Annotated in this window: 25 protein-coding genes, 3 tRNA genes and 1 pseudogene; 15 read left to right on the top strand and 14 right to left on the bottom strand. The window is 50.8% G+C overall.

The window, feature by feature from the left end; genetic code table 11:
- The first annotated feature begins 115 nt into the window (after window positions 1-115).
- Window positions 116-547, top strand: coding sequence for a histone (locus BM083_RS13970; RefSeq protein WP_089870122.1), 432 nt, complete (start codon window positions 116-118; stop codon window positions 545-547).
- The gene (locus BM083_RS13965; RefSeq protein WP_089870121.1) at window positions 547-1560 is read left to right on the top strand and encodes a histone deacetylase family protein; all 1014 of its coding nucleotides are present in this window, start codon (window positions 547-549) and stop codon (window positions 1558-1560) included. Before BM083_RS13970 ends, BM083_RS13965 begins: the two co-directional genes overlap by 1 nt.
- Here BM083_RS13965 and cca read toward each other — a convergent pair.
- Window positions 1539-2939 carry a CCA tRNA nucleotidyltransferase gene (gene cca / locus BM083_RS13960; protein ID WP_089870120.1) on the bottom strand — a complete coding sequence of 467 codons (1401 nt, stop codon included), beginning with the start codon at window positions 2937-2939 and terminating at the stop codon, window positions 1539-1541. The genes BM083_RS13965 and cca overlap by 22 nt on opposite strands.
- Before the next feature lie 125 nt (window positions 2940-3064).
- Here cca and BM083_RS13955 point away from each other — a divergent pair.
- Window positions 3065-3137: transfer RNA gene (locus tag BM083_RS13955), tRNA-Asn, on the top strand.
- 80 nt (window positions 3138-3217) lie between these two features.
- On the opposite strand, the gene BM083_RS24150 is transcribed toward BM083_RS13955, so the two are convergent.
- Window positions 3218-3457, bottom strand: a complete 240-nt coding sequence (locus BM083_RS24150; RefSeq protein WP_089870119.1) for a group I intron-associated PD-(D/E)XK endonuclease — start codon at window positions 3455-3457, stop codon at window positions 3218-3220.
- A gap of 57 nt (window positions 3458-3514) precedes the next feature.
- On the opposite strand from BM083_RS24150, the gene BM083_RS13945 reads away from it, so the two are divergent.
- The 8 genes from BM083_RS13945 to BM083_RS13915 all read left to right on the top strand — a co-directional run bounded on the left by BM083_RS13945 (window position 3515) and on the right by BM083_RS13915 (window position 9183).
- Window positions 3515-3619 (top strand) — tRNA-Asn (locus tag BM083_RS13945).
- A 113-nt stretch (window positions 3620-3732) separates the two neighbouring features.
- Window positions 3733-3807, top strand: a tRNA-Ile gene (locus BM083_RS13940).
- Between the two features lie 131 nt (window positions 3808-3938).
- Complete coding sequence (xerA, locus tag BM083_RS13935; protein ID WP_089870118.1) at window positions 3939-4766, top strand: site-specific tyrosine recombinase/integron integrase; 828 nt, start codon at window positions 3939-3941, stop codon at window positions 4764-4766.
- Between the two features lie 9 nt (window positions 4767-4775).
- On the top strand, window positions 4776-5126 hold the full coding sequence (locus BM083_RS22855) for an IclR family transcriptional regulator (RefSeq protein WP_143085739.1): 351 nt from the start codon (window positions 4776-4778) through the stop codon (window positions 5124-5126).
- Window positions 5127-5455: 329 nt separating this feature from the next.
- Entirely contained in the window at window positions 5456-5950 is a 495-nt protein-coding gene (locus BM083_RS13930) for a hypothetical protein (protein WP_089870117.1), read from the top strand.
- Between the two features lie 26 nt (window positions 5951-5976).
- Window positions 5977-6390: a hypothetical protein gene (locus BM083_RS13925; RefSeq protein WP_089870116.1), complete on the top strand. Its 414-nt coding sequence runs from the start codon at window positions 5977-5979 to the stop codon at window positions 6388-6390.
- A gap of 19 nt (window positions 6391-6409) precedes the next feature.
- Window positions 6410-7330, top strand: a complete 921-nt coding sequence (locus tag BM083_RS13920) for a hypothetical protein (protein WP_177197646.1) — start codon at window positions 6410-6412, stop codon at window positions 7328-7330.
- 125 nt (window positions 7331-7455) lie between these two features.
- Window positions 7456-9183: an ATP-binding protein gene (locus BM083_RS13915; protein ID WP_218148968.1), complete on the top strand. Its 1728-nt coding sequence runs from the start codon at window positions 7456-7458 to the stop codon at window positions 9181-9183.
- Here the strand turns inward: BM083_RS13915 and BM083_RS13910 are convergent, their stop codons facing one another.
- The 5 genes from BM083_RS13910 to BM083_RS22845 all read right to left on the bottom strand — a co-directional run bounded on the left by BM083_RS13910 (window position 9184) and on the right by BM083_RS22845 (window position 11873).
- Complete coding sequence (locus BM083_RS13910; protein WP_089870114.1) at window positions 9184-9597, bottom strand: hypothetical protein; 414 nt, start codon at window positions 9595-9597, stop codon at window positions 9184-9186.
- The gene (locus BM083_RS13905) at window positions 9590-9988 is read right to left on the bottom strand and encodes a hypothetical protein (RefSeq protein WP_089870113.1); all 399 of its coding nucleotides are present in this window, start codon (window positions 9986-9988) and stop codon (window positions 9590-9592) included. The genes BM083_RS13910 and BM083_RS13905 overlap by 8 nt, the downstream gene beginning before the upstream one ends.
- A 69-nt stretch (window positions 9989-10057) precedes the next feature.
- Window positions 10058-10459: a hypothetical protein gene (locus BM083_RS22850; protein ID WP_143085738.1), complete on the bottom strand. Its 402-nt coding sequence runs from the start codon at window positions 10457-10459 to the stop codon at window positions 10058-10060.
- A complete protein-coding gene (locus BM083_RS13895) occupies window positions 10456-10854 on the bottom strand; it encodes a hypothetical protein (RefSeq protein WP_089870111.1) in 399 nt (132 codons plus the stop codon). Before BM083_RS13895 ends, BM083_RS22850 begins: the two co-directional genes overlap by 4 nt.
- A 269-nt stretch (window positions 10855-11123) precedes the next feature.
- Window positions 11124-11873: a hypothetical protein gene (locus BM083_RS22845; RefSeq protein WP_143085737.1), complete on the bottom strand. Its 750-nt coding sequence runs from the start codon at window positions 11871-11873 to the stop codon at window positions 11124-11126.
- Window positions 11874-11956: 83 nt separating this feature from the next.
- Here BM083_RS22845 and BM083_RS13885 point away from each other — a divergent pair, with 83 nt between their 5' ends.
- Window positions 11957-12775, top strand: a complete 819-nt coding sequence (locus BM083_RS13885; protein ID WP_143085736.1) for a hypothetical protein — start codon at window positions 11957-11959, stop codon at window positions 12773-12775.
- 171 nt (window positions 12776-12946) lie between these two features.
- On the opposite strand, the gene BM083_RS13880 is transcribed toward BM083_RS13885, so the two are convergent.
- A complete protein-coding gene (locus BM083_RS13880; RefSeq protein ID WP_089870519.1) occupies window positions 12947-13105 on the bottom strand; it encodes a TRAM domain-containing protein in 159 nt (52 codons plus the stop codon).
- Between the two features lie 415 nt (window positions 13106-13520).
- Here BM083_RS13880 and BM083_RS13870 point away from each other — a divergent pair, with 415 nt between their 5' ends.
- Both BM083_RS13870 and BM083_RS13865 read left to right on the top strand, forming a co-directional pair.
- Window positions 13521-14417, top strand: a complete 897-nt coding sequence (locus tag BM083_RS13870) for a tyrosine-type recombinase/integrase (protein ID WP_089870107.1) — start codon at window positions 13521-13523, stop codon at window positions 14415-14417.
- Between the two features lie 242 nt (window positions 14418-14659).
- Window positions 14660-16018: a recombinase family protein gene (locus BM083_RS13865; protein WP_177197645.1), complete on the top strand. Its 1359-nt coding sequence runs from the start codon at window positions 14660-14662 to the stop codon at window positions 16016-16018.
- 6 nt (window positions 16019-16024) lie between these two features.
- Here BM083_RS13865 and BM083_RS13860 read toward each other — a convergent pair whose 3' ends face one another.
- The 6 genes from BM083_RS13860 to BM083_RS13835 form a co-directional block, all read right to left on the bottom strand.
- Window positions 16025-16966 (bottom strand): recombinase family protein, encoded by a 942-nt coding sequence (locus tag BM083_RS13860; protein WP_089870105.1) that lies wholly within the window; start codon window positions 16964-16966, stop codon window positions 16025-16027.
- Entirely contained in the window at window positions 16959-17777 is an 819-nt protein-coding gene (locus BM083_RS13855; protein ID WP_089870104.1) for a transcription initiation factor IIB family protein, read from the bottom strand. Before BM083_RS13855 ends, BM083_RS13860 begins: the two co-directional genes overlap by 8 nt.
- Window positions 17774-18859, bottom strand: a complete 1086-nt coding sequence (locus BM083_RS13850; protein WP_089870103.1) for a CRISPR-associated protein Cas4 — start codon at window positions 18857-18859, stop codon at window positions 17774-17776. Before BM083_RS13850 ends, BM083_RS13855 begins: the two co-directional genes overlap by 4 nt.
- 476 nt (window positions 18860-19335) lie before the next feature.
- Window positions 19336-19974 (bottom strand): hypothetical protein, encoded by a 639-nt coding sequence (locus tag BM083_RS13840; RefSeq protein WP_143085735.1) that lies wholly within the window; start codon window positions 19972-19974, stop codon window positions 19336-19338.
- A gap of 316 nt (window positions 19975-20290) precedes the next feature.
- The gene (locus tag BM083_RS22840; RefSeq protein ID WP_143085734.1) at window positions 20291-20623 is read right to left on the bottom strand and encodes a hypothetical protein; all 333 of its coding nucleotides are present in this window, start codon (window positions 20621-20623) and stop codon (window positions 20291-20293) included.
- Window positions 20624-21232: 609 nt separating this feature from the next.
- On the bottom strand, window positions 21233-21856 hold the full coding sequence (locus BM083_RS13835; protein WP_089870100.1) for a hypothetical protein: 624 nt from the start codon (window positions 21854-21856) through the stop codon (window positions 21233-21235).
- Between the two features lie 1543 nt (window positions 21857-23399).
- On the opposite strand from BM083_RS13835, the pseudogene BM083_RS13825 reads away from it, so the two are divergent.
- Window positions 23400-23831: pseudogene (locus BM083_RS13825) on the top strand (IS5/IS1182 family transposase); the annotation flags it as partial.

The raw sequence follows: 23831 nt of genomic DNA, 5'->3' as shown, positions 1-23831 counted from the left end.
CTGTCCGGCACCCATCGGAACCAATCGACGCGGCGAGTGGAGAGCAACTCCCGTTTCGACTGTGGAAAAGGCCTTAACGGAAAGGATTATACAGCGGACGAACTGGTATGTGGGTATGAGTGTTGAGCTACCGTTCGCCCCGGTGGACACTATCATCCGGCGTAACGCCGGCAATCTCCGGGTGAGTGCGGACGCTGCCGAGGAACTCGCACGTCGTATCCAAGTGCACGGTGCAGACCTCGCGAAGGATGCTGCGGTGTGCGCGAGCGACGACGGGCGAAAGACGCTGATGGCTCAGGATTTCGGCGTCGAACAGGTCGTCGAGCGTGCAGACCTCGAACTGCCCATCGCGCCCATCGACCGAATCGCCCGCCTCGACATCGACGACCGTTATCGTGTGTCGATGAGCGCTCGCATCGCCCTGGCGGACATCCTCGAAGATTACGCCGACAACGTCGCGAGTGCCGCCGCCAAACTCGCCCACCACGCCGACCGGAGAACCATCCAGGCCGAAGACATCGAGACGTACTTCTCCCTCTTCGAATAATGCGTTTCGGCTACAGCGACACCTGTCTCGAACACGACACCGGTGCCCGCCACCCAGAGACGGCCGACCGACTCCGTGCCATCAAACGCGGACTGGCGAAACGCCACGGCGTCGAGTACGTCGACGCCGACCCGGCTACCGAAGAGGGCGTCTCGGCCGTCCACGCCGACGACTACGTCGAAGAGGTACGGGAGTTCTGTGCGAGTGGCGGCGGCAACTGGGACCCCGACACCGTCGCCTGCGAAGAGACGTGGGACGCCGCGCTTCAGAGTGCTGGACTCTCTCAGTGGGCGGCCCGCGAGGCACTCGACGGCCGCGACGGCCGGCAGACCCCCTTCGCACTCGGCCGACCACCGGGGCACCACGCCGTCGGTGACGACGCCATGGGCTTCTGTTTCTTCAACAACGCCGCCGTCGCCGCCCAAGACGTCATCGACGACGGACTCGCCGAACGCGTCGCCATCTTCGACTGGGACGTCCACCACGGCAACGGGACGCAGGACATCTTCTACGACCGCGGTGACGTGTTCTACGCGTCTATCCACGAAGAGGGCCTCTACCCCGGCACCGGCGACGCCGACGAGACTGGCGACGGCGACGGTGAGGGAACGACACAGAACATCCCGCTCCCCGCCGGCGCGGGTGATGCAGATTACATGCTCGCTATCGACGAACTCCTCACCCCCGCTCTCGACCGGTTCGACCCCGACCTGCTCATCGTCTCCGCGGGGTTCGACGCCCACCGCCACGACCCCATCTCTCGGATGCGTGTCTCGACGGAGGGCTACGCACTGATGACCGACCGCGTCCGCGAGATATGCGAACAGGTGGACGCCGCCCTCTGTTTCGTCCTCGAAGGCGGGTACGGACTAGATACGCTCTCGGAGGGCGTCGCGACGGTCCACGAGACGTTCGACGGCCGCGAACCGATAGCCCCCGACGACGAACCCGGCGAGAAGAGCGAAGAACTAATCGCCGAACTCCGCTCGACTCACGGCCTCGGCTCGAAGTAAGCCCGCAGGTCGGTTCCGAACTCGTCGGCCAGCGAGAGGACTTCGTCACCGACGAGAACCGTGTACGATTCTTCTAACTGCGCTTGTACCTGCGCACCGAGTGCCACGTCGAACAGCGCGTCACTCTCGAGGAACGCCCGTGCCGTCGTGAACTCGCGGTCGCGTTCGACGACGTACCGGTCGCCGTCGAGGAACGGGCCGTACACATCAGCGCCGGCGTCGGCGTACTTCTCGAAGAACCCCGTCGCGTGCTGACGGACGTAGACCGGTGGCCCATCGTGCCGCTGAATCGTCGGGAGTGTCGCGACACTGAGTTCGACGAACACGACGGCACGGTCGAACGGTGCGTCGCGCTCCTCGCCGCTCTCGCTGGCGAACGTCGTCGCCCGAAGCGGTTCGAACCCACGTCGGTCGAGTTCCGAGACGACGCCGTCGAGTGACTTCTCCAGTTGCGGGTAGAGTTGGTCCTCGACGACGGCCGGAGCGTCGAAGACGAGTGCGACGGGAACGGTCCCGCGCCGGTCGAGGTGAGCGGCGACGGCTTCGGCGGTCATGGGCGTCCGTGCCGGTGGGAAGAACAACTCCTCACGAGGGTCGTCGAGTAACTCGCGTGCGTAGTGCTGGAGGCGAGCGACGTTCTCCGCCGACAGGACGGCGGCGACGTTACGCACCGGGTCTGTCGGGTCGATGACGACCAGCGGGTCCGAAAACGACCGACTGCCGTGGCTCTCGGGGTCGTGCTCGACGGGTGGATGCCAGTCGGCGGCCGCCTCGACGAGCGACTCGAAGCCACCGTATTCGAGGACGAGCAGTTCGGCGAGATAGCCCGAAAAGCCCTTCGTTCGGAGGTCGCTCCCGTAGGCACCGATTCCCTTCAGAAATCGCTTGAACACGCGTACGTCGGCGGCGAGGCTATCGTCGAGTCGGTCGAGGAGGTAGGCGTTGTGGAAGGGTGTCCGGTCGACTGCAGACTGGATGTCGGTCGCGGCGGGCACGTCGTAACACGGGACGAGGTCGACGTCGAAGCCGTCGTACTCGCCTTTGACGTAGGGGTGTTCGGCGAACTCCTCGTGGCCGTCGGGAAGCACTTCGCGGCCGATTTCGAGCCCGTACCGCTCTAACTCCTCACGGGAGAGGGATTCGGGAAACCGAACGAAGAGGTCGATGTCTCGGTCGCCGGCGAGCCACGTCCCTCGGGCGGTGCTGCCGACTTGGACGACGTCACCGGTCACGGAGCGGTCGGCGAGTGCCTCCTCGACGCGCCCGGTGAGTGCGGCGGCGGCGTCTGCGAGGCGCGCTCGTTCCGCCGAGCTAGGGTCGATACGCTCGCGGACGTCGGCGACGACGCGGTCGAGTTCGTCGGCGTCCTCGGTAGTCATGTCCCCGGATTTCGCCGGTGACGGCGAAAGGATATCGGTGTCGCCTGCAGTGAACCGAAACCGTCGTACGGCGAGCAAAAACGAAAACCCTTTCAGAGAACCTCGAATACGTAGAGATACACCGAGCCGTCGTAGCTCAGATGGTAGAGCACCTCGCTGTTAACGAGGTGGTCCCAGGTTCGAGTCCTGGCGACGGCGCTTCTCTTCGAGTCTATTTCACTTCGTCAGTTGTGAGTTCAGACTCTTGAGGCTCGTGTACTCGATTCTCACGTTTCACGTCAGATGCGAGTAGAGTACGACGTCGTCAGGCGTGGCCGATTTTCCTCTAAAACCGTGTCTAGTTCGTACCCGGTGTGCCAGTTGATTCCCTTTCGTTGATTGTTCGCAGGTGGTCGATGTCGAAGTTGCATCTTTTCGCGAGCCGCCTCGTCGACGGCGACGAGATACACAGACTCTCGATGTGGAGAGTCGACTGCGAAATAATCGAAGTGTTCCAGTTGTGTGCTATCACGGTTCATTCAACGACAGAAACGAAACCGCTTTCAAACAATCATGGAAAGAGACACCTACAGCAAGCCGTCGTAGCTCAGATGGTAGAGCACCTCGCTGTTAGGGTGAGTAGTCCTCGACTGCTGACCGCAGATACGAGGTGGTCCCAGGTTCGAGTCCTGGCGACGGCGTCTTTTTCGATGGCTGACTCCTCAGCGGCGTCTTCGTTCTCACACTCTATCTGAACCCCGATTCGCGCAAACAAAGCAACGCTAAAGGGATACCCGAGAATAGCCCTCTACGAGGGCCCTTAGCTCAGTCTGGTTAGAGCGCTCGGCTCATAACCGAGTGGTCATTGGTTCAAATCCGATAGGGCCCATCTGGGTTCTTCACAACTCGCTATAAGGCCTGTAGGCAGTTCTCTGCCGTTATTCGTGCAAACTCACCGGTAGCACCCGGACCACAAGGCATCAACCCGAACGCTTGCGGCCACCACAAGGTGAGACAAGCATGTACGAAACAAAGCGAGACGACATATTAGACGATTTCAGGCGGTATCTGAAAGTCGACCATGGACTGAGCGAAAAGACCGTTGACCAGCACAGAATGATGGCCGCTGTTTTCCTTGACCGCTGCCAGGACGTGCTTCCCGAACAGAGCGAAGCAAAGAACTTCCAAGAGCAACTGATGGATAAGGGGTACTCGAACAGCCACGTGAATAACACGATGAACGCGGTCGAGTACTACTACAGCTTTCACGATCAGGAGTTCGACTTCAAACGCTTGAACCGGCCCAAGCAACTTCCGGAGATTCTCTCGGCCAACCAAGTCCGCCGCATCATCTATGCTTGCGATACCTACCGTGACTATGCAATCATCAAGACACTCGCATCGAGCGGGATTCGAGCGTCAGAGCTCTGTGATCTCGATGTCACCGACGTCGATTTTGAGAAACGGAAACTCAGGATACGAGATGGGAAATTCGGTAAAGATGGCATCGCTCGTATCTCGGAAAGTTGCGCCGACGCCATCGAAAAGTATCTACAGCAAAGAGATGCTGAACACGAGTCGCTGTTCCTCTCCCGGTCAGAAAACCGGTTGACACGAAGTGGGCTTTTGCAGATAGTGAAACGGCGTGCGCGTGACGCGGACATCGACCAGCGAGTTACGGTTCACATGTTTCGTCACTACTTCGGCACGAGTATGATTGAGAACGGGGCAGACATCTCAGTGGTCAAGGCCCTCATGCGACACGAAGACATCGCCGCCACGATGAAATATGTTCATTTGAGTAGTGAGGCACTTGACGAGCAATATGACCGATACACGGATGTCTAAGGTGGAGAGATGACCATCGAAGCAGACGCACGGTGGCTCGTCGACGTTCCGAATCGCTACCTGCTCTTACTCCAAATTGTTGCTTCGTCTCAAGGCGGACGTACAGTTGTTGACTTAATTAGTCTGAATTCTGAACTATCACCGACTACGGTTCTGACCTTTCTCTACGAACTTGAACAACGAGGAATGGTTGAAGTAGAGAATCAACCTGATATGCAGATATATTGGTTTACTCCATGGGGTCGTCAAGCACTTGAGGAGTTAAGGGCGTATGACAGTGCTACAATACTGTTTCAGTTTCTTGAGCAAGCAGGTAAGGCCGACGGAGGGATTTCTGATTCAGTAGAAGATGACTCATAAATTGTCGAGATCGAGGGGGAACACGACTACTCTCTCAGCTCGGAATTTTCTTGCTCAGTTGGAGAACCGTTGCCAGTACAAACGGATTGCACCAGCGCTCCAAGAGAACACTGTTTAGTAACAATACGGTATCTTACAACCTGCACACTGTATGGCGATTATAGCGTATCAATACGTATCTAGTGTAGAGATTAGATTGTGTGGTATCTCGAAGACCATTAATAGCCACTCATAAGCGGCGTTTACTGGAAATTCCTACAAAGGATGACGAGTGTGTATAAATACGCGTAATACATAAGTAGTTGCGTGAGAGACGTGTTGCTGAACACATGGGTTCAGATTCGAACATAGAGGAAGATACCTTCCAAATTCGCGTCTCTCAAGGAGACGTTACCGTAGAGGTGTCGGGAAATCGTGAGTTCGTCGAGAAGCGTTTCGATGATTTACAACAAACATACTTACAGAGCGACGGAGACCAAGAACTCGTTCAGATGGAGCAAAGTACACCTAGGAAGCCAATCTCGTTAGGTGAACTCTACACCACTGCGACTATCTCGTATAAGCGAGATGCAGCGCTTTTGGTGGGGTGGTATCTCGAGTCTGTCGAAGGCCAGGAAGACTTCTCGAAGTCAGAGCTTCAAAACCGCGCTCTAAAGGCAAAAGTGGAACTCGGTAAAAACCTCTCCCGAGACCTCTCAACGCTCGTCGAGAACGGTCTTCTTCGAGAAGTTGGGCGTCGTGACGGTGAAAAAACCTACTACCTCACTCGAACTGGAGAGTCGTACGCCGATGAAGAGCTCAACGTCGAAGAGCGCTCAGAGTAATCAATCCAACCAATAGAATCAGAACAATGTCAGACGAGAACCCCCTTAACGACCTCTATATGGACCGACACGATGTTGACCAGCAGGCGCTCCGCGATGTGCTTAGCGGACTCATCGGAATCGACTCGGAATCGGGAGATCCGATTTACCTTGACGCGTACTTCGAGTTAGGGAATAAGCAGCGATTCGTCGCTCAGTTGCTCTTTCGTGAAGCAAGTGTGATTCTTGGGGAGCGCGAGGAATCTGAGCAGGGCGCAGCGAGTGGTGCTTTTGCAGAACACCTAGATTCCAGTGGGAGTGCGGTTCAGAACTATTCAGGAGATCTAGAGTTCGTTGAATCCGATGAGTCGCGTGGAGGGTACGTGATTCGGCCCCACCACGTTCAGGCTGCTGTGAGCTATCTAAAAGATGCACGGGAGCAGGTGCAGAGTGATGCCTAATATTCCTCGAACAGCAGACTTGGACCGCGTATCCGACCTTTGTGGACTCGTGGGGACAACTGTAAAAAGAAAAGAAGTAGTATATGACGTTTCAGAGACAAGTAAGAGGACTACCCATTCCGATATCCAGTATGCAAAGGCACTTGGGTTAATGCAAGTGACCGATAAAGGAATAAAGGCAACTAATCTCGGAATAGACATATCCCAGACAAACAAAGATGAGGTACGTAGAGAGGCTCTATTTCGCGAGGCTGTTGCCAACTTTGAGCCGTACGCTACTCTTGTGATGAAAATGTCAACATCGGGTAGTAATGAAGTGTTTGAACGGAGAGACGTAGACCGACATATCCGTGTTAATTCTGATTATGATCTAAAAGACGGCCCTCGAGAGAAGGCTGCAACAATGTTCTTACAAACATTAGAAGCAGCTGGTGTTGGACGATATGTAGTGGGACGAAAGGGAAATCAGACTCGTCTCGAGATTGAAGATGAGGAAGCACTTAACGAACTACTAGCTCTCATCAGCGAAAAGAATCCTGAAGAAGCAGAAGAAGTGGATGAAAACGGGGTTTCTAACGCAGAGCCCAGTAATGAGAACTCCACTTCGAGAGCAAGCCATACCCACACAAACCCTTCTATCGCGGGTTTAGATAAGGTGCTACAGTCAAATCCTCAGTTTACATTTGAAATTCAGCTTAACTTGGATGGGACAGAAGATCCTGTCAATGTGCAGAATTTAGTCGCAGGTATCAAAGAGGGATGGGAAGGGAACAGTTCTGGGCAACCTACTGAGCGTGAAGAGTACACAGCCGATGAGAGTGATGGTCTAGAGAACGAGATGCAGTCAGAGGATAACCAACCAAACCCTGCGCCAGAACAAGATGGAGAGGACGATTCTGCTGATGAGTCCTCAGATTCGTCGTTGGGTGATTTTGAGTAGCTTACTCGTCCACAAAATACATGGAAACTGATACTAAGGAGAAAAAGACGGGATATGTGATGAACTTATAAAATGTTAAACATCAGATACATTTTTAGCACTCGAGAACATATGAGGATGCAGTTATGAGTATGGACACCGGTGGAAACGACACACCGCCCCCTGGGGAAGAACGGACATTGACTATCTCCCAGGATGGCACCTCTCTCCCAGTTGTTGAGGTGCTAACGGGGAGAGGATTTATTACTGGCAAATCCGGTGCAGGTAAATCCAACTCTGCAAGCGTTATCGCAGAGGAACTCCTCGAACAGGGTTTCCCTCTACTGATTGTTGATGTTGATGGAGAGTACTACGGTCTCAAGGAACAGTATGAGATGCTCCATGTCGGTGCGGATGAAGAGTGTGACCTGCAGGTCAGCGAGGAACATGCCGCCAAAATCGCCGAATTGGCTCTCGATGAGAACGTGCCGATCATTCTTGACGTCTCTGGTTATCTTGATAGCTCTGTTGCCGAGAACCTCATACGAGGCGTCGCACAGCGACTATTCGCTCTCGAAAAGAAGCGTAAGAAGCCGTTCCTGATGCTCGTTGAAGAGATCCACGAGTACATCCCGGAAGGTGGAGGTCTCAATGAGTGCGGACAAATGTTGATTAAAGTCGCGAAAAGAGGCCGGAAACATGGATTAGGATTGTGTGGGTTGAGTCAACGCCCCGCAGACGTTAAGAAAGATTTTATCACACAGTGTGACTGGCTGGTGTGGCATCGGCTGACTTGGGACAACGATACTGCTGCCGTCAGACGTGTTCTCGGCAGTGACTATGCGGACACTGTCCAAGAGCTTGACGACGGTGAAGCATTCCTCATGACAGACTGGAATGACTTCATCAAGCGGGTTCAGTTCAAGCGAAAGTCGACTTTTGACGCAGGTGCAACACCGGGGCTCAACGATATTGAGCGCCCGAATCTCAAGTCAGTAAGTGGGGACATCGTTGATGAGTTGGAGGCCATCTCTAAACGCGAACAGAAACGCCGAGATCGGGTTGCTCAGCTTGAGCAGAAGCTTGAACAACGGGATGACCAAATCGAGGAACTTCGGTCAGAGTTGGAGCAAGCACAAGACGTCACAAAACTTGCAGACCAGTTCAGTGAGGCTCTAGCACAGGTAGACACGAGTACAGGTGGTGATGTCAAAGCGACATTGGAGGAGCTTCGAGAGGAAAAGAATGAGACTATCCGAAAACTTCGCACCGAGAATGAACGGCTTCGAAGTAAGAACAAAGAACTCGAAGAGCGAATCTCAACGTTAAACGAAGAAGTTGAAGCTTCATACCAGTTCAAGCAGTTTGAAGCGAATGTCAATGAGGCAACTGAGGCGTACCAACGACTCGGAGATGCCCTTGGGATTGAACCTAACGCAGACAACGCAGAACGGCTTCGTGAGCGAATTGACGAACTGGAATCGGAGCTCGCTGCCACCCGAGCAAGCAATTACGACGCAGATCAACCATCTGAAGAAATACAAACATACCGTGAGTTCATTTCGAACGATGCAGTGAGGGACGCGATTGAGATTGCAAAGGAGAGCGCCTCATCACCCAGATATGTTGATGGAACTATAGGGTGTATTATTGAGCATGGTGAACCTGTGACATACGAAGACATTGCAGACCATCTCAACATTAGTACGACTAGCCATGTCGGCAGCGCCGTAAATGCTCTTGCTGCCGAAGACGTAGTTAAAAAAGAGACCCGCAGTAGCCGGACCTACGTTGACTTAGCTATCGATGATATCAGCGAAATCCGAAAACGTTCTCGACGACGGGAAGAAGCAGAAGAGTTAGTGGGTGTGTGATTAGCTCTCGGTAGCTTGATTGCTCTGACGAAGGTCCTCAACGAATCTTTCTCCTTCGGCAGTTACTCTCCATTCCTTCTGCTGACTCTCTGAGTCGACTACCATAATCAGGCCTCGTTCTTCAGCACGTAGTAACACGTCACTCATGTTAGATGCGGTCGGAACACGACAAGTCTCGTAGCCTCCCGAGACATCATTTGTGTTGAAGGAAGACTCCCCACCGTATCGCTCAAGGAAATGTCCGATGACGACTGCCCGTTCAACATGCGAGTTAGGATTCGCTGCTTCAACATATTCCCGCATCGCGGGCGTATCGTCTCGGAGGTTCCCCTCCTTAGCGAGCTCTTCAAGTTTCTCGACTCGAGACTCAAGCTCTTCGACTTGGCTGCGAAGGTCTTCTGTACTCTCACTCATCGTTTTCGAGTCGGTTTTCGACAAGTCTCAGTTTCGAGGGTTCAACACTGTATCCATCTTCGTCGTCACGAATTAAGCCATCTTCTGCAAGGTCTCGCACAGTGGGTTTGACGGTCCCTTCGGCGACACCACTGGCATTGCTGATTGCGGATGGTCCAAGAGATGCTGATTCGACTTCTTCCCGAATCAGCTTGGCTCGTTCAGCCACAAGCGTCACCAGTATCTTATCTTTTGCTGTAAGAGCGTCATACTCCGAATTCGGAATCAAACGCCCGGAATTTTCTCCAATCTGGGCGTAATTGTTCAGTATCGACGCAACTCGTTTTTCGTCGATTGTGGTCTCATCAACAAATACCTCATCTAACGGATTGTCGGGTTCTTTGTTTTCCATGAAATGAAATTCAGCCTTATTTATATCTCCAATTTTGTCCTACAGTACAAGGCATGCATGAGCTCGATCTTAATCGTTTGTGCTCACGTCTTCTTCGATCTGAGTAAGCACTTTTGGAAGGTTCTCAACGACAATTCGATGACTGCTACGCCCATCTTTGCTAATGAAGCCGGACTCTCGAAGAGCCTGTAAATCGTTGCGTATAGTTCGTTCTCCTCTATCGAAGCGCTCGTAGAAGAAATCCGTATCTAAAGTGTCTGTATCCGAAATATTTCCTTCTTTAGCAAATCTTTGAGCGGTGAAATAAATCATGATTCGGTTCTGAGGCGTGATATCCCGATATTGTGGCTGAATATCTATTGTACCGTCAGAATGGAACTGGAAGAGTTTCTCTACGCGATCCAAGTTATCTTCAAGAATCGATTCCGTGTCGGCGACAAGACGGTTCTGTATTTTGTCTTCAAGTGTCATTGATAATCTCCTCGAATAAGGCTACGTGCTTTATCCAGATTATGCGTCGGGATGCAGTAATTCCCGTCATCCGATTCTGCTATGTTGAGATCCTCGGCGAGCTTTCTGACTGTCGGATATACTGTTCCTTTCTTTACTCCACTCTCGCCACTGATCTCCGTCGGTGTCATCCACTCCGAGTCGGCTAAGTTGAGTGCAGTACACGCCTTCCGTGCCAGTAGAACAACTAGTACCTTCTGTTTCGAGTCGAGATCTCGAAACGCAGGCTGAGTAACCAGATTACCGCTCTCACTACCGATTCGGATGTAGTCAGACAGTATTTCAAAGAGCAATTCTTCGTTTAGTTCCTCTTCGTCGACAAGTAGATCGCTTAATTTTCCTTCTTGATCAGTCATCCACTCTTGCCTTATTCACTTACAAACTTATAATTTTGGGTGGCTTGTTAACTTGCCAGCACTCTCAGAGAGATCGGTTGGGTGCGAGTAGCTATTGAATACAGCGGTCTCATGTCCATACTGAGTACGAAGAGTCTCACTCCAAGTCGCATAACTACAATTACCGATTGGCCGCTTGGTGATTTAGCGCGTCCGTTACCTTTCACTGGCTGATCGTTCAAGCGAGTTTGTCTCTTACATCGTTGTTTATGGATTTTTTCATTTCATGCTTAGAATTCTAGTTCCACATCTTTAGAAATAGCGCCAAATTCGGTCTCTTCATCAATAACCAAATCTGTCGATACAAATGCCTCATCGCAATCAGAGTTGCCCATGATATTTTCGTAGTATACATTTACCCTTATAGACATTTTAGATTCCCCATCGTGCCTAGCAACCTCTCTGAAAAATCCAGATATAGTCATCTTCTGTTCTCTATCTTCTTCTTTATCGTAGAATTTCACAACCACGTTCCCCTTATACGGTAGGCATCTTTCACCAGGTTGTAATATATCTCGCTCATCATTAATATCATCATCTGACAATTTCAAACTACTATATCCTACGTTCATAATACACCAATCAGCGGAATACTCTACTTCGGTTTCTGTTTGAAGATCCTGTGCAATCCCGTTACCGAAGTTTGATAGCTCAACTTGTATTTCGTTGTTATTTACAATATTAACAGAACAAATATCGATAGACGGTGCGTGATTTGCTCTCAGCAATTCTGTTTGGGTGCCTTGTATCGATGCTTGTTTGTTTTGAACACTCATCATTTTGGTGTATAGATATGCTAGAGCTGCTGAAATGACCACATTTGCAAAGGAGCTTGTCGTATTGAGGAAATTCTCATCTGATATGCCCAATGAAATGATGGTTATTAGACCAAACGACCACGTAAATACCACTAATGCTAAGAATAGTATCTGGACATTTTTGTTATTGAATGTAGCGGAGAGAGAGTCATATAACCTCATCTACTAATAATCCTGCCGCAATACTTGTGCTTTAATTACTACACAGGAGCAACCATTAACCATTCTCAGTTGATACATAGTTCGTGGACGAAGACAGAAATACTGATTGGGTTTCTCGGGAGGAAATGCTTCAGAAATTAGCGAACAAGTATGAAGAGACCTCAAAAGGCGAGGCCGCCGACTTTGTGTGCGAGATGTTCCAGGAGGGTTATCTGCGTTCTGACACTCAGTCTTCGGAGATCGGAATGAGCCGGTTAGGTGAGGAAGAGGTAGAGGAATCTATTAAGAACAATGCACTACAACAGGCAGAGCTCTTCCAGAAGGAAGTTGCACGTGCAGAATCAGGAGAAGATCTTCTTGCAGGTATTGCAATGTGGAATAAGCGATGCGATATTAACATATTGAGACCTGCACTTGCAGCAGGGAATATCATTCAAGCATTCGGTGAAGATCGGTTCCCATTTCCAGAATCAATCTCTGAAGATGAAATCCGATTATTCGATCCTGATATTCTTCCTGACCCTGACGAGGATGATACCGAATGGCCATCGACCTCTGTATTGGAAGGTGCTGGGGAACCACCAGATCATCTAGGTAGATTTGATGACGAAGAGGGTGATATAGAAGAAAACTGGACTGGTCGGATGGCAGTGCTTGCGCTTGTGAAACAAATCACCCCAGAGGCCCTCTCTGATGAGGTTGAAGTAAAGGCATTTTCCTCAAAGACAGACAGGAAAATGATTATACACCTTGCTGGAGGATTAGCTGAAGAGGCAGGAATCAATATTATCAGAATAATTGAGAACAACCGAGGGTGGTTTGAAGACCAGTTTAATATAGAATTCATAGGATTTACTGATGATGCTGTCAAGCAGATTGATAAGATTATAGATAGAAATTAGATTTTCCGTCCTTACATACAAAATATAGCTTTGTTCAAAAATATTAATATAATTGAGGGCTATTAGGATACAAACTGATTGATGTGTACGGATGTATTGGAGAAGGCAGACAGTAGTGTTGATTCAGAGTGTGTCTGCGACCAGCACCAGAAAAAGTCTAAACCGAATCCGCTACGACTCAGATGCAACAATCTCGGCGAAGACGACGTTCTCACGAACCGCATGAATGTCCACTTCAACCGTTTTGCCAGGCTGGCTGCCGTCGATAATGATGACGTAACCGCGTTCAACCTTCGCGATAGCCTCACCCTGCTCACCGAGCGTCTCAATCGTAACCTCATGAACGAGATTACTGTGGCTGACTCAGTCACTGAGTTCGGTACTGCGTTGTTTGATACCACACAGCAACCACCGCTGTTCTTGCTATATATTTCTTTATGCCAATTTAGGGGATAGAGGACTTCTGGGACCCATAAACGCTTATCTATTAATTGCGTGAATCCTGAGGTACGCAGCGACGAAGGACGCCCGCCGGAAAGGAGATTCCGACGTCGCTTGCGCTAATAGAGAACCATATATCCATGAGTGAAACCCAAACTCAAACCATCGACCGGCACCGATCTGACAGCCAGAATGACCGCGCTCACGTTCCGAGCCAGCAAGTGTTGGCCACCGAACTGGAGCGAGTGCACGAACTTCCGATGCTGGTACCCGATACGTGTCTTGAAGAATTGGAGGAGAGCCAATGAGTGTCGTAACTGCCCTTGAAGAAGACGAGCCCACGTCGTTTTCTGAGCGTCTTCGGGAGAGCATGGAGGGTTTTGAAACCTTCCTGCGCGTTAAGAAGAGCCTCTCATCGAAAACCGTCAGTCAGCACGTCACAATGGCGAAGGCATTCCTCCAAGATGTTGAGACCCTCGCCCCTACTGATGTTCACGTGATGAAGTTCCGAGAGGAGATGATTGACGAAGGTTACTCGAACAGCCACATCAACAACACGCAAAATGCGATTGAGTACTATTTTGAGCACGCAGGGCGCATGGATGAACTCGGGAACTACTCTTCCCTTCCACGGCACTGCGGAGACCCCGAACCGCTTTCTGAGGAAGAGCTTGAGATGTTCGTGACGAACACTACTAAGCTTCGTGACGAGGCTCTGGTTTTGTTTCTCAGCTCGTCCGGTGTCCGAGCTTCGGCGGCAGTGAATTTGGAATTCCGTGACGTGGATCTTGATGAGAAGACTGCTGAAATCACTGAGGCGAAAGGTCACACTGAGTACACTGCGATTTTCTCTGACGAGTGCGCAGAAGTACTTGAGCGGTATCGGAATGTCCGAAACGCGGATGCTGATGATCCGGTGTTCGAGTCACGAACTGGTAATCGTCTCACTCGGAACGGTCTTCTTCAGGTCATCAAGCGAATTGGTGACCGGGCAGGTATCGAGAATGTGTATACTCATCGATTCCGTGCCTCTTTCGCAAACCGGATTCAGAGAAATGGTGGGGACATTTACCAAATTAAGGAGCTGATGGGTCATCGTGATATTCGCTCCACTGTTCGATACCTGAAGATGGACAAGGACGAACTTCGTGAGGAGCACGAGAATCTGCTCAACAGTATTAGCTCTAATTCCGGTAACTAATTACAGGAGATAATTATGTACGCACACCCCCCTCACAGCGACAGCCACGGCGATTTGGACAGAGTATATAACCGATGTATGATTCGGTCAGCGTACGCTGCACGTATCATACCTCCGGTGAAAAGGTCTGTCCATGGCTTAAAACGCACTCCGAAATCATACATCCCACACGAGTTCAAGACGCTCCCGGGATCATACCTTCCACAAAACCATACGAGCAATTTCCCGGGAGGTGGTTGCTAATGGCGTTCGGTCCTCATCAAGCAACACTCGGAGAAGGGCATCAGTCGTCTTTCGACAGATACGACGACGACTCAGAGAAAAATGAAGCAAGTAGCGAGGGCGATGTCGAGTCTCAACCGTCTGATGACCAGTGTGAGCCTGAGCCAGAAACGGTCGTTGAACAGTCGGTGAATGACCGAGTAATGGATGGTCAGACACAGTGTGCCAGTGAGTCAGAAGAGTCTGCCCGGGAATACCTCGACGCTCAGAACGTTACCGTGGAAGACAGCGGTAAAAGAGGAGTTATCTATGCCCGTGTGAGCACAGCAGAGCAGGCAAAAGACGGCGACAGTCTGGAAACACAGGTCAAGAAACTCGTTGTACGCGCACGTGAGGACGGTGTCACATTAATCCGAGATCCAATAACAGAGGATGGAGAGACAGGCACCGACTTCGACCGCTCAGGCATCAAGGAGGTGTTTGAGCTCGCCCAAACAGGAAAAATCACACATCTCTATGTGAACGAAATCAGCCGAATCGGCCGTAACGCGGCTGAAACGCTGTATTTTGTCTACCTTCTACAGTCAAAGTTCGACATCACGCTCATAATGGGTACGAAAAATGTCGACATTACTGGGAAGATAAGCGATTTGATAAACACAACTCTTGAGGCTCTCATGGCCCAGGTCTCGATGGAAGCGCGAGTGACTCGTTCCACTGAGACCATGGTGCGTAAGTTTGAGGAGAAGATAAGTTGGCAGTCTGTTCGACCCAATATTCCAATTGGTTACCAGGCGATTGAACACGAATCTGGTGACAATTGGATCGAGACTGATTCAAACCAAGTTGAAGTTGTCAAGCGGATGTACGAGATCTTCCTTGAGGAAAAGACATACTCCACAACCGGTGAAATTCTCAGCGAGGAGTACCCCGAGATCCCTACATTCGATGGCGGGCAAGTGAAACGGAGATTGAAAAAGCCACTACACATCGGGAAACCGACGATGGAACTCGAAACGGACCGTGTGGAGAGAGATAAAGTAGTGGTAGATAGTCCCGAGCTCGCAGTTGTTGATGAGTCCGTGTTTAGGGAAGCAAACGAGATTATCGAAGAGATCTCAAAAAAGAGTTCAAGCTCAAACCAGAGCATGAATCCGTTCAACTTCGCCGACAAATTCGGAATCGATTGCCTGTATAGTTCCGCCCCACGAATCGAGATTGTATGTCCTAATTGTGAGAGCACAGAGCTGAGAAAGTACGGAACTAGAGAGACTGGTGAGTTTACCGTCCACAATTACGAGTGTAAGGAATGCTCACACCAATCCAAATGGCCCAATCAAAGCTCATTGGAGAGGATGCGAAGGGCTCAAAGAAATTGAATCCCTTCAGAGTTCGACTGGTCTGTCTTGATTTATAAAGGATTGATACTGATCAATCACGTGGTCTACTGATTGTTGCTTCCGATGCAACGCCATTCGTGAACGACTGCTTCCTTGGCCTCGAAATCGGAATCGAATAGTTGTTGCTTTCTCAAACAGCTCCTTTGATACGATTTGGTACTCAGGAATATCCTTGGAAATCTCGGAAACGACATAGCAGCCAATGTAGAGCGCGTTTCTCAATACATCCCTAACAGCACGACTCGTCCACTCATTTCCCCGTTTTGTAGAAACTGCCTGTCTATTGAGTTCATGAGCTACCTCTGGCATTGATTTGACCTCGACGTACCGTTCAAAAATCTGGTTAACGAGTCTCGCTTCTTCGGCTGAGATACGTAGCCGCCCATCTATTGACAGTTCATATCCTAATGGTGGCTGAGAGTTCGGCCATCGACCATCTACCGCGAGCGCTTTCAGACCCATCCTTGTCCGCTCCTTGATCATATCTCGCTCAAATTCTGCTGCACTCGCGAGGTTTCTGAAATTGAAACGACCTGAGGATGTGGTTGTGTCAATCTGTTCTGTGATACTGTGAAGTCCAACTCCAAACCCACGTAGTTCGGATTCAAGTTGTACTGCATGAAGTAGACTTCGTGAAAACCTGTCGAGCTTCCAAAACACAATGACGTCAAAAAGTCCCTGCTCAGCTGTCGTCATCATTGTCTGGAACATCGGTCTATCAATGTTCTTTCCACTCTCTGCCTCATCTCGGAAGACATACTGAGTGTCCCACCCGAGCAGTTGACACCGTTCGAGACAAAGTCGAACTTGCTCATCCAATGAATAACCAAACCTTTGGACGATTGATGATGTCCGTGCGTAGATTGCGGCTGTAACTCGCTCATCCTCCACAGCAATGTCAGATAAGTGCTTTGTAGACTCACTCATCTATTAAGCCCTCGTCGCGGAATTCACGAATTCTGACCCGAATGGTCTCTTTTGACACACCTGCTACCTTCGCAACCTCTTGCTGAGAGTGAACTCTACCCGAAGAGCAGTACAAAGCCGCCCCAGCAACTGCCACAGGATTTCGACCATTTGTTATTCCCGCTGTATGGGCTTGACAAAGTAATTCAGACGCGTTAAGGCGGGCGTCCTCCGAATACCCAAGGGTTGCGCAGAGGAAAACCAGATAATCTTCGGGGAGACAACCAGCGTGCTCCATTCCCAACTCCTGTTGAACTAAGCGAACAAGACGGTCAAGTCTGGATGACTCAAGTTCTAGGTGCTCGGCAACCCGGCTAAGCGGAATTGCATTTCCAGACTTACGAGCAACGAGATAGATGAGTGATCCGACGATAGATTCCGTTAGTCGTCCATCGGTGAAGTTTCGGATTGCGACCGCCCCATACAGTTCAGCGGTTTGAACACGCACATTGTCCGGAATGTCGAACTTATCTGAGACGGCATCCAACACAGAAATCGCGGCTGCAATTTGAGATTCGGTGCTATTCGATACTTTGCAATAGTCAAACCACGACAAATTCGCCTCGTCATCGGCTTCAGAGGACCCGCGATTGTTTGGAATACTTTCAGGGTCAATGTTCGCGAAGCTCCGAATTAAAAATCCACAAGCGTTACAAATCGCGTCAATTCCTTTCATCGAACAATCCAAGTCAATAGAATCACAGCTTGGACAGTGCTTTGTCTGAGAGGGATTCTGTAACCAAAGCTGCTCGTTTTTCGAGGACTTACTCATTGTGCGTCCTCATCTAGAATTCGCTGTGCTTCCGGTCCAGGTTCAGCGAGCGGAACAGGTATCGCCTCATTAGCGCACCCTGGACATAATGGTAGACTCTCGGTGTTACCGTCCCATTCAATCACGCCGAACGAATAGATTGCAGAGCATCGCTGACACGCCCACTCATATACTTCGTACTGATCAATCAAATCCGGGTAACGACTCGCAAGCGTTGGAGTAAGCTTCGCTCCATCATGACTGTCCAAGTACTCGATGACCTTGGCTTCAGGATACTCGTTGAAGAGCGGCAAGAACCCGTAAGCATCGACGTCACTGAACTTCGAATCTTTCGCTCGACCACACCGGTGCTTGAACGAGCAGAACTTGCACTCCCACCCAAACTCGGGGTCAGCCGGAGGGAGTTCTCGATTCATCCGAAACACAGTATGATTAGTTGCCCAAGCAACCACGAGATCCTGCCAGCGGTCTAAGTCAAACTCGATATGGAAAACCTGGATTTCGAGTGTTGTTCGGTCACCGTAGATGAGAACCGCGTCCCTGAGGTCGACTTCCCACTCCTCAGATAATCCCCGTAGGTAAGCATAGGCTTGAGCGACATGATGGTCACTTGGTTCTGTCGCGTACTTCACCGATTGTTTGGTTTTAATCTCTGTGAGGAGAATTGGGCGGCTGTCTTCGTCAACGATTACCGGGTCGGTCATCCCTCGGATGTGGATCGGACCGACATCCGTATCGACTGTGTAGTCCACCCACATTGAATTCCGGATGTAGGCACCGCTTTCATTTGCGATGTGTTCGAGGTACGGCATCATCCACTCTTCCTCGAACTGCGTTCCTGTCCAGAAGATTCCTGATGGGTCTCTCGATTCTTCGGGCGCGTTGAGTTGCTGGTAGTAGACTTTCCGGTGACATTGATTCAATTGATGTGGGCTGTGCCGCTCCGGGGGCTTCTCTGGTGGAGGCAGATTGAACCAAGTCTTACCGGATTTGATGTTCTGCCTGATTTCACGGTGCTGTTGCCACTGAGTGAAGCTTTCTTTCCCGATTTTCGGGACGAGGGTGGCGGCAGTTGGCTCCATGACATCATTCTCGTAGGTGCCCTGAGGAGATAACTATATGCACAAACGTAAGTTGTAGAGTACGTTTGTACATTTGTTTCTTTGAGAGCGGTGTGGTTTTACTGTGGCTTTGAATATCACGTCTCAATGCGTCCCCGTGTTAGTTGGATGACCCGAGCGGACGATGCCATACTTGAGTTGCTAAGTGAAGCGGGGATCGCGGCGAACCCGAGTACTATCGCTTTTAATATTGACTACAATCGGCGATATATCTCCCAACGATGCCGAATTTTGGTGGAGAAGGGCCTGTTAAATCGCGTGCATGAATCAAAGGCGATGTATCGGATTACTGAATTGGGTGAGATGTACCTGAGCGGTGAATTGGAGGCCGTTGACTTAGAAAACCAGTAGTTGTTGTTAAACATGCCAATATAATTGGTAGGACACATCGGGATTCTTCGAGAACCTGCTTTAGCAGCGGTTCAGCACCTCCGCGTTCACATACCCCCGGTGAGACCGATCAAGAGTGCAAAAAAGATCAGCGATACTACCAGCGTTTCCTTCCATGATTCTTCGAAGAACTGCTGAAGCCCGGAAATCCGGGGGTAGTCCGATCGCCTACCGCGACGCTCGAGTTGACGGCTAACTCCGAAGCCTGCACCAACGGCAACAGTCGGCGCGAATGTAACTACGAGAAAGTCCTGGATTACCGAGAGGATTGCTACACCTCCAAAGAGAACGAGTACGCCAACAGTCACCACCGTCCCGAGTGATGCAACACCTAAGAACGGGATGCCCCGACTGAGTGTGCCCATCACGGTTGAACCGACCCAAAGACCGCCACCGAAGACGAGAGCTATCATTAGAAGAACCGTGATACTGGGACGAATGTCGGAGAGTATCATCGCTACGAGAGCGGTGAGGAAGTAACCAGTTCCGGCGGCCATCGCGTTTGAAACGTTTTGCTTCACACGACTTGTCCGAATATTGTAACAGACGTAGGCGCTGGCAAAGGTGACGGCTACCACTGGGATGAGATAGACGAGCTCTGGCAGTTCGGCGACAGTGACTGGCTGGACAGTGTTCTGATTGAACGCCCCTTGAGTCAGTGTGATAGCATTCGCGCCAAGGAACATCCATAGCGTACTCTGCCATCGAGGAGCGTCGAAAACCGCCTGCGGGGCCAGTAGTGCGATAGCAGCCCACCCGGCACAAAACGCAAGCCCTCCTGTCAGTAACCCGAGTCGCATCCGTTTCTGTTGATGACTAATCACAAATCCAGATTTATCTAACATCTTATAAGTCTCTCGGTCAGTCAGATAGCTTGACCTTGCCTTGTTGAAATCCCCCAATTGTTGATTGGTTTTTGTGGTCGTGCTGAATAGAGCGCGCAAGTCGGTCACGGGCAGCTGTCCCCTATCGGCTGATTGTCGTTGCGCCGATGTAGCTCGTTCAGATAAAGTATCGTTCGACGTTCACCGTTTCAGCATCTAATATCTCAATCGTTAACCCCTCATAGCCGTCCAAGAATTCATCAACAACTACATTCCCATCAATAATTAGCACGAGATTATAATGTTCACCGGGTTTTCTGTATTCACGTAGCTTTACCTCCTCTGCTGGTGCCAACTCGAATTCGTCGTTGAATGCATATGTTCCAGACTCGACTGGCGTTCCCCTTCCGTCTGGAATATGTTCAAATTCTCCTAACCGCACTCCAACGGTGTGTACATCGTTCGAGAGACTCACCACAGTGAGTTCTGGACTGTACGGCTCAGGGGTCACACCAGTTTGAGTAGGTGAAGCCGTTGAGGAAGTAGTACTGGACTCTGTAGAGGCAGGTGACGAGGGGGTGGATGTACAACCCGCGAGCCAAGCCAATGATAGGACTCCGAACCCTTGTACAAAGTTCCGCCGAGAGGAGGGCATGGTTCTTACCAAGACTATCAGACGTTGCAATAAATACTTTCTGCGGAGCCACAGCAGAGCCTCTGTTACAATAGCCAAGCGTAGATACCGAAATCTGAACGAGTACTACATCACGAGTCCGTGCTGTACTCACCCTCTGAGTGTTGCACGCGACTCCTGACAGGGTTCGGGGAGGTTTCTGTGATCGTGCTGAATAGAGCGCGCGAATTCATCGCTCGAAGACTACGTAGACCACTGCCAGTAGAGTGGTGAAGACGACGCCTGTTAGAAGTGGGTCTGACATCGGTATGTGTCTGGTTCGAGCGTGATTTGCAGCAACCACGTGAGAACGTACAGAGACATCACTCCACCGAGATACAGCAAAACTCTACGGTCAAAATAACCCCATTGTAGATTGAGCTACCACAAACGCGATGAAAAGGCACCTGACCAACTAATCGATCTGCTGAACTCGCTCTCTGTCTGTTATTCTCTCTTGATACGGACAGAGACTGTCGTCTTCACCCATAACGAGGACTCGCCTCCTTTCCCTGGCTGTGCTTTCACTCGATGCTGATCTTCGAATGTATAGATTCCAGAGACTTTGGTCAGGTCGCTAGTGGCGGCTTGGCCCTCCGACTCAGATCCGGGAGGAAACAGCATAGAATACGTCCGTCGAACCACCTCGTCCGGGTCCATCTCTATGACAGTGGCTGGTTGGGGGATATCGAAGCGGCGGATGAGCCGCCACAGACCCTCCTGTGGCTGGGTCGGAATCAGGGCATTCGGTTCGATGTACGCTTTCTCATCTTTCTCGGGGATGAGCCACAACGATTGGCCTCCTGTCTCCATGTCTGGGAATCCATCGAACGGTGGGGTGATTCCGAACCACACTGCGAGGGATTCGTCAGCAACGTTCCGCAATCCAATCTCGATAGCCGGGGGCGCTTCAGCACTGCTCTGGCGGATTACACGACACTCAATTGCGAATAGATTATTTGGAATCCTGACCGAGTAATCTATCTGAAACGGTTCATTCGGGTCGTCGGGCTGTATCCCCACCACAGTCGTCGCGTCGACAATCTCAATCGTGAGGTCCGTCGGATTCATTGGTGAAATTATAGCCTCCGTACGCTTGGCATTTTCTTCCACTATGCTAAACAGTCAGAGAAATAGTGTGTGATTTGCTGGCGACTGAGTCAGTTCGTCTCGTTCTGCTCGCCATGGACCGAAGACTGGTGATCCTTGACCAGCACGGCGTCCGTCGATCCACGTTCGGTGATGATTCTTGAGACGCTTATTCTTCAGCACGTCATACCCGCCGTATTGATGACCGACACGAAACGTGACTACCACGGCTACACCCCCATGAGTACTACTTGGAGGAGCAGGACGATTATCTACGCGACGTATGTAAGAGTGCTTCTTGCAGAATATTCGTTCACAGATTATGTATAGAATAATACACAAAAAGGGTTCGCACCACTGACCGATACACCCTCTGAGTGTTGCACGCCACACCTGACAACAACTGGGTAGCTTTTCAAGGTCGTGCTGAACTCATAGCGCGAGTCGGTCACTGCAAAATATCAGTCAACGCTCTCTGTTCGACGTAATTTGGTGACAAAAATCAGCACTTGTGCTTAGAGAAGATACTTAGATTCTCCCTGATTTCTGGGAGATATGGTTCAAGTTCGGCTTCTTCAAGCACTCAGCTTTCTCGGCGTCACGAGTGGTGGAATCTTGATTTGGCTCGCCTTCCAGCCCGAGAACCTCATGTGTCCTCACGAGAGAATAATCGAGGCTTGCAATCCGAATTTCTTCTATCTCATCCCCGGGTTTCTCATTTTACTCGTGGGTCTCGGACTAGCCGGGTTCATCTATCAGCGTAGCTCACCCGTCGCTAATCCGTGACGAGACCTGAACAAGTGTGCTGAACTCACTCTCTAAGTGTTGCACGACAATTCTGACAGCATTCGGTGAGGTTTCTGTGGCCGTGCTGAATACAGCGCGCAAGTCGGTCACCAGAAACATCAGGAATTGGAATCTGAACAGTCCGTCGTTTCAGGCTCTGGAGTGGGTGATTCACAGCCCTCTAACCAGAATGCACTGTCTTTTATTCCGTGATGTCCGTACTCGAAGGTGAATCTAAAATCGCCGATAGAATCGAGTGGCTCGTGGATATCCCGTCGTTGTTCGGGACAACTCCTTTCAATGATATACCCCCGAAGGTCGGGTGCAGGTGTATGGAAAACACGTCCAGTTACAACGAGGGTGTCACCGGAGGTGAGGGGTGTAATCTTTGGGTCTGAGAGTGTAGCGTCTGAGCAGTCTACTTTTCCTGGTGAAACATCCGTTTTCGTTTCTCTCTGAGCTTCAGTATTGACTGACGAAAACGAAGTACAGCCACTCAAAAGGGTTATTCCAGCCAACCCAATCTTCAGAATCTCACGACGTGGACGAGTTTGACTCATGGGGACGATATTCTTCGCAAGGGATTCTATGACAAAATATCTATTGATAAATTAACACAATAGTCCAACCGTTCTGACTTACAGTGATAGACTCATCCTCTATATTCGGCTCTGTAGCTTCGCTAGACGGAAGCGCGACAACCGCGTTATTGCCGTAGAATACGAAGAGGCAGATTGTTGTGGTATCTGAGATCCGCCTCTTCACCCGTAATGCGGTCGCGAAAGCTAAACTAGTTGTCGCTAATCCTGACGAACCTGCCGCCCCCGCAGGGGGCGGCGGGTTCGCCGAATGGGCGATGCTCGCGCTTCATGCACTCCGCATCGAATTCGGGAAATCATATCGTGTGACGCTTGATTGGCTCGGCGAGATGCCCGGTGTTCTCGAAGAACTCGAACTCACACGGTTGCCTCATTTCACCGTCTTCCGCCGGTGGTTCGCTCGGATTTCGACGAAGACGTGGCGTGCGTTTCTCGGCGTGTCAGCCGAGAAACGCACAGGCCACGCCGCACTCGATTCGACTCGTTTTGACCGTGACCAGCCGAGCAGACACTACGCTAACCAAACGCACTACCATGTTCGGACGTTGAAAGTCACGGCACTCGTGGATGTC

The sequence above is a fragment of the Halogranum rubrum genome (assembly GCF_900114455.1).
In the GTDB taxonomy this organism is placed as follows: domain Archaea; phylum Halobacteriota; class Halobacteria; order Halobacteriales; family Haloferacaceae; genus Halogranum; species Halogranum rubrum.
This window is presented reverse-complemented; position numbering and strand designations above follow the sequence as displayed.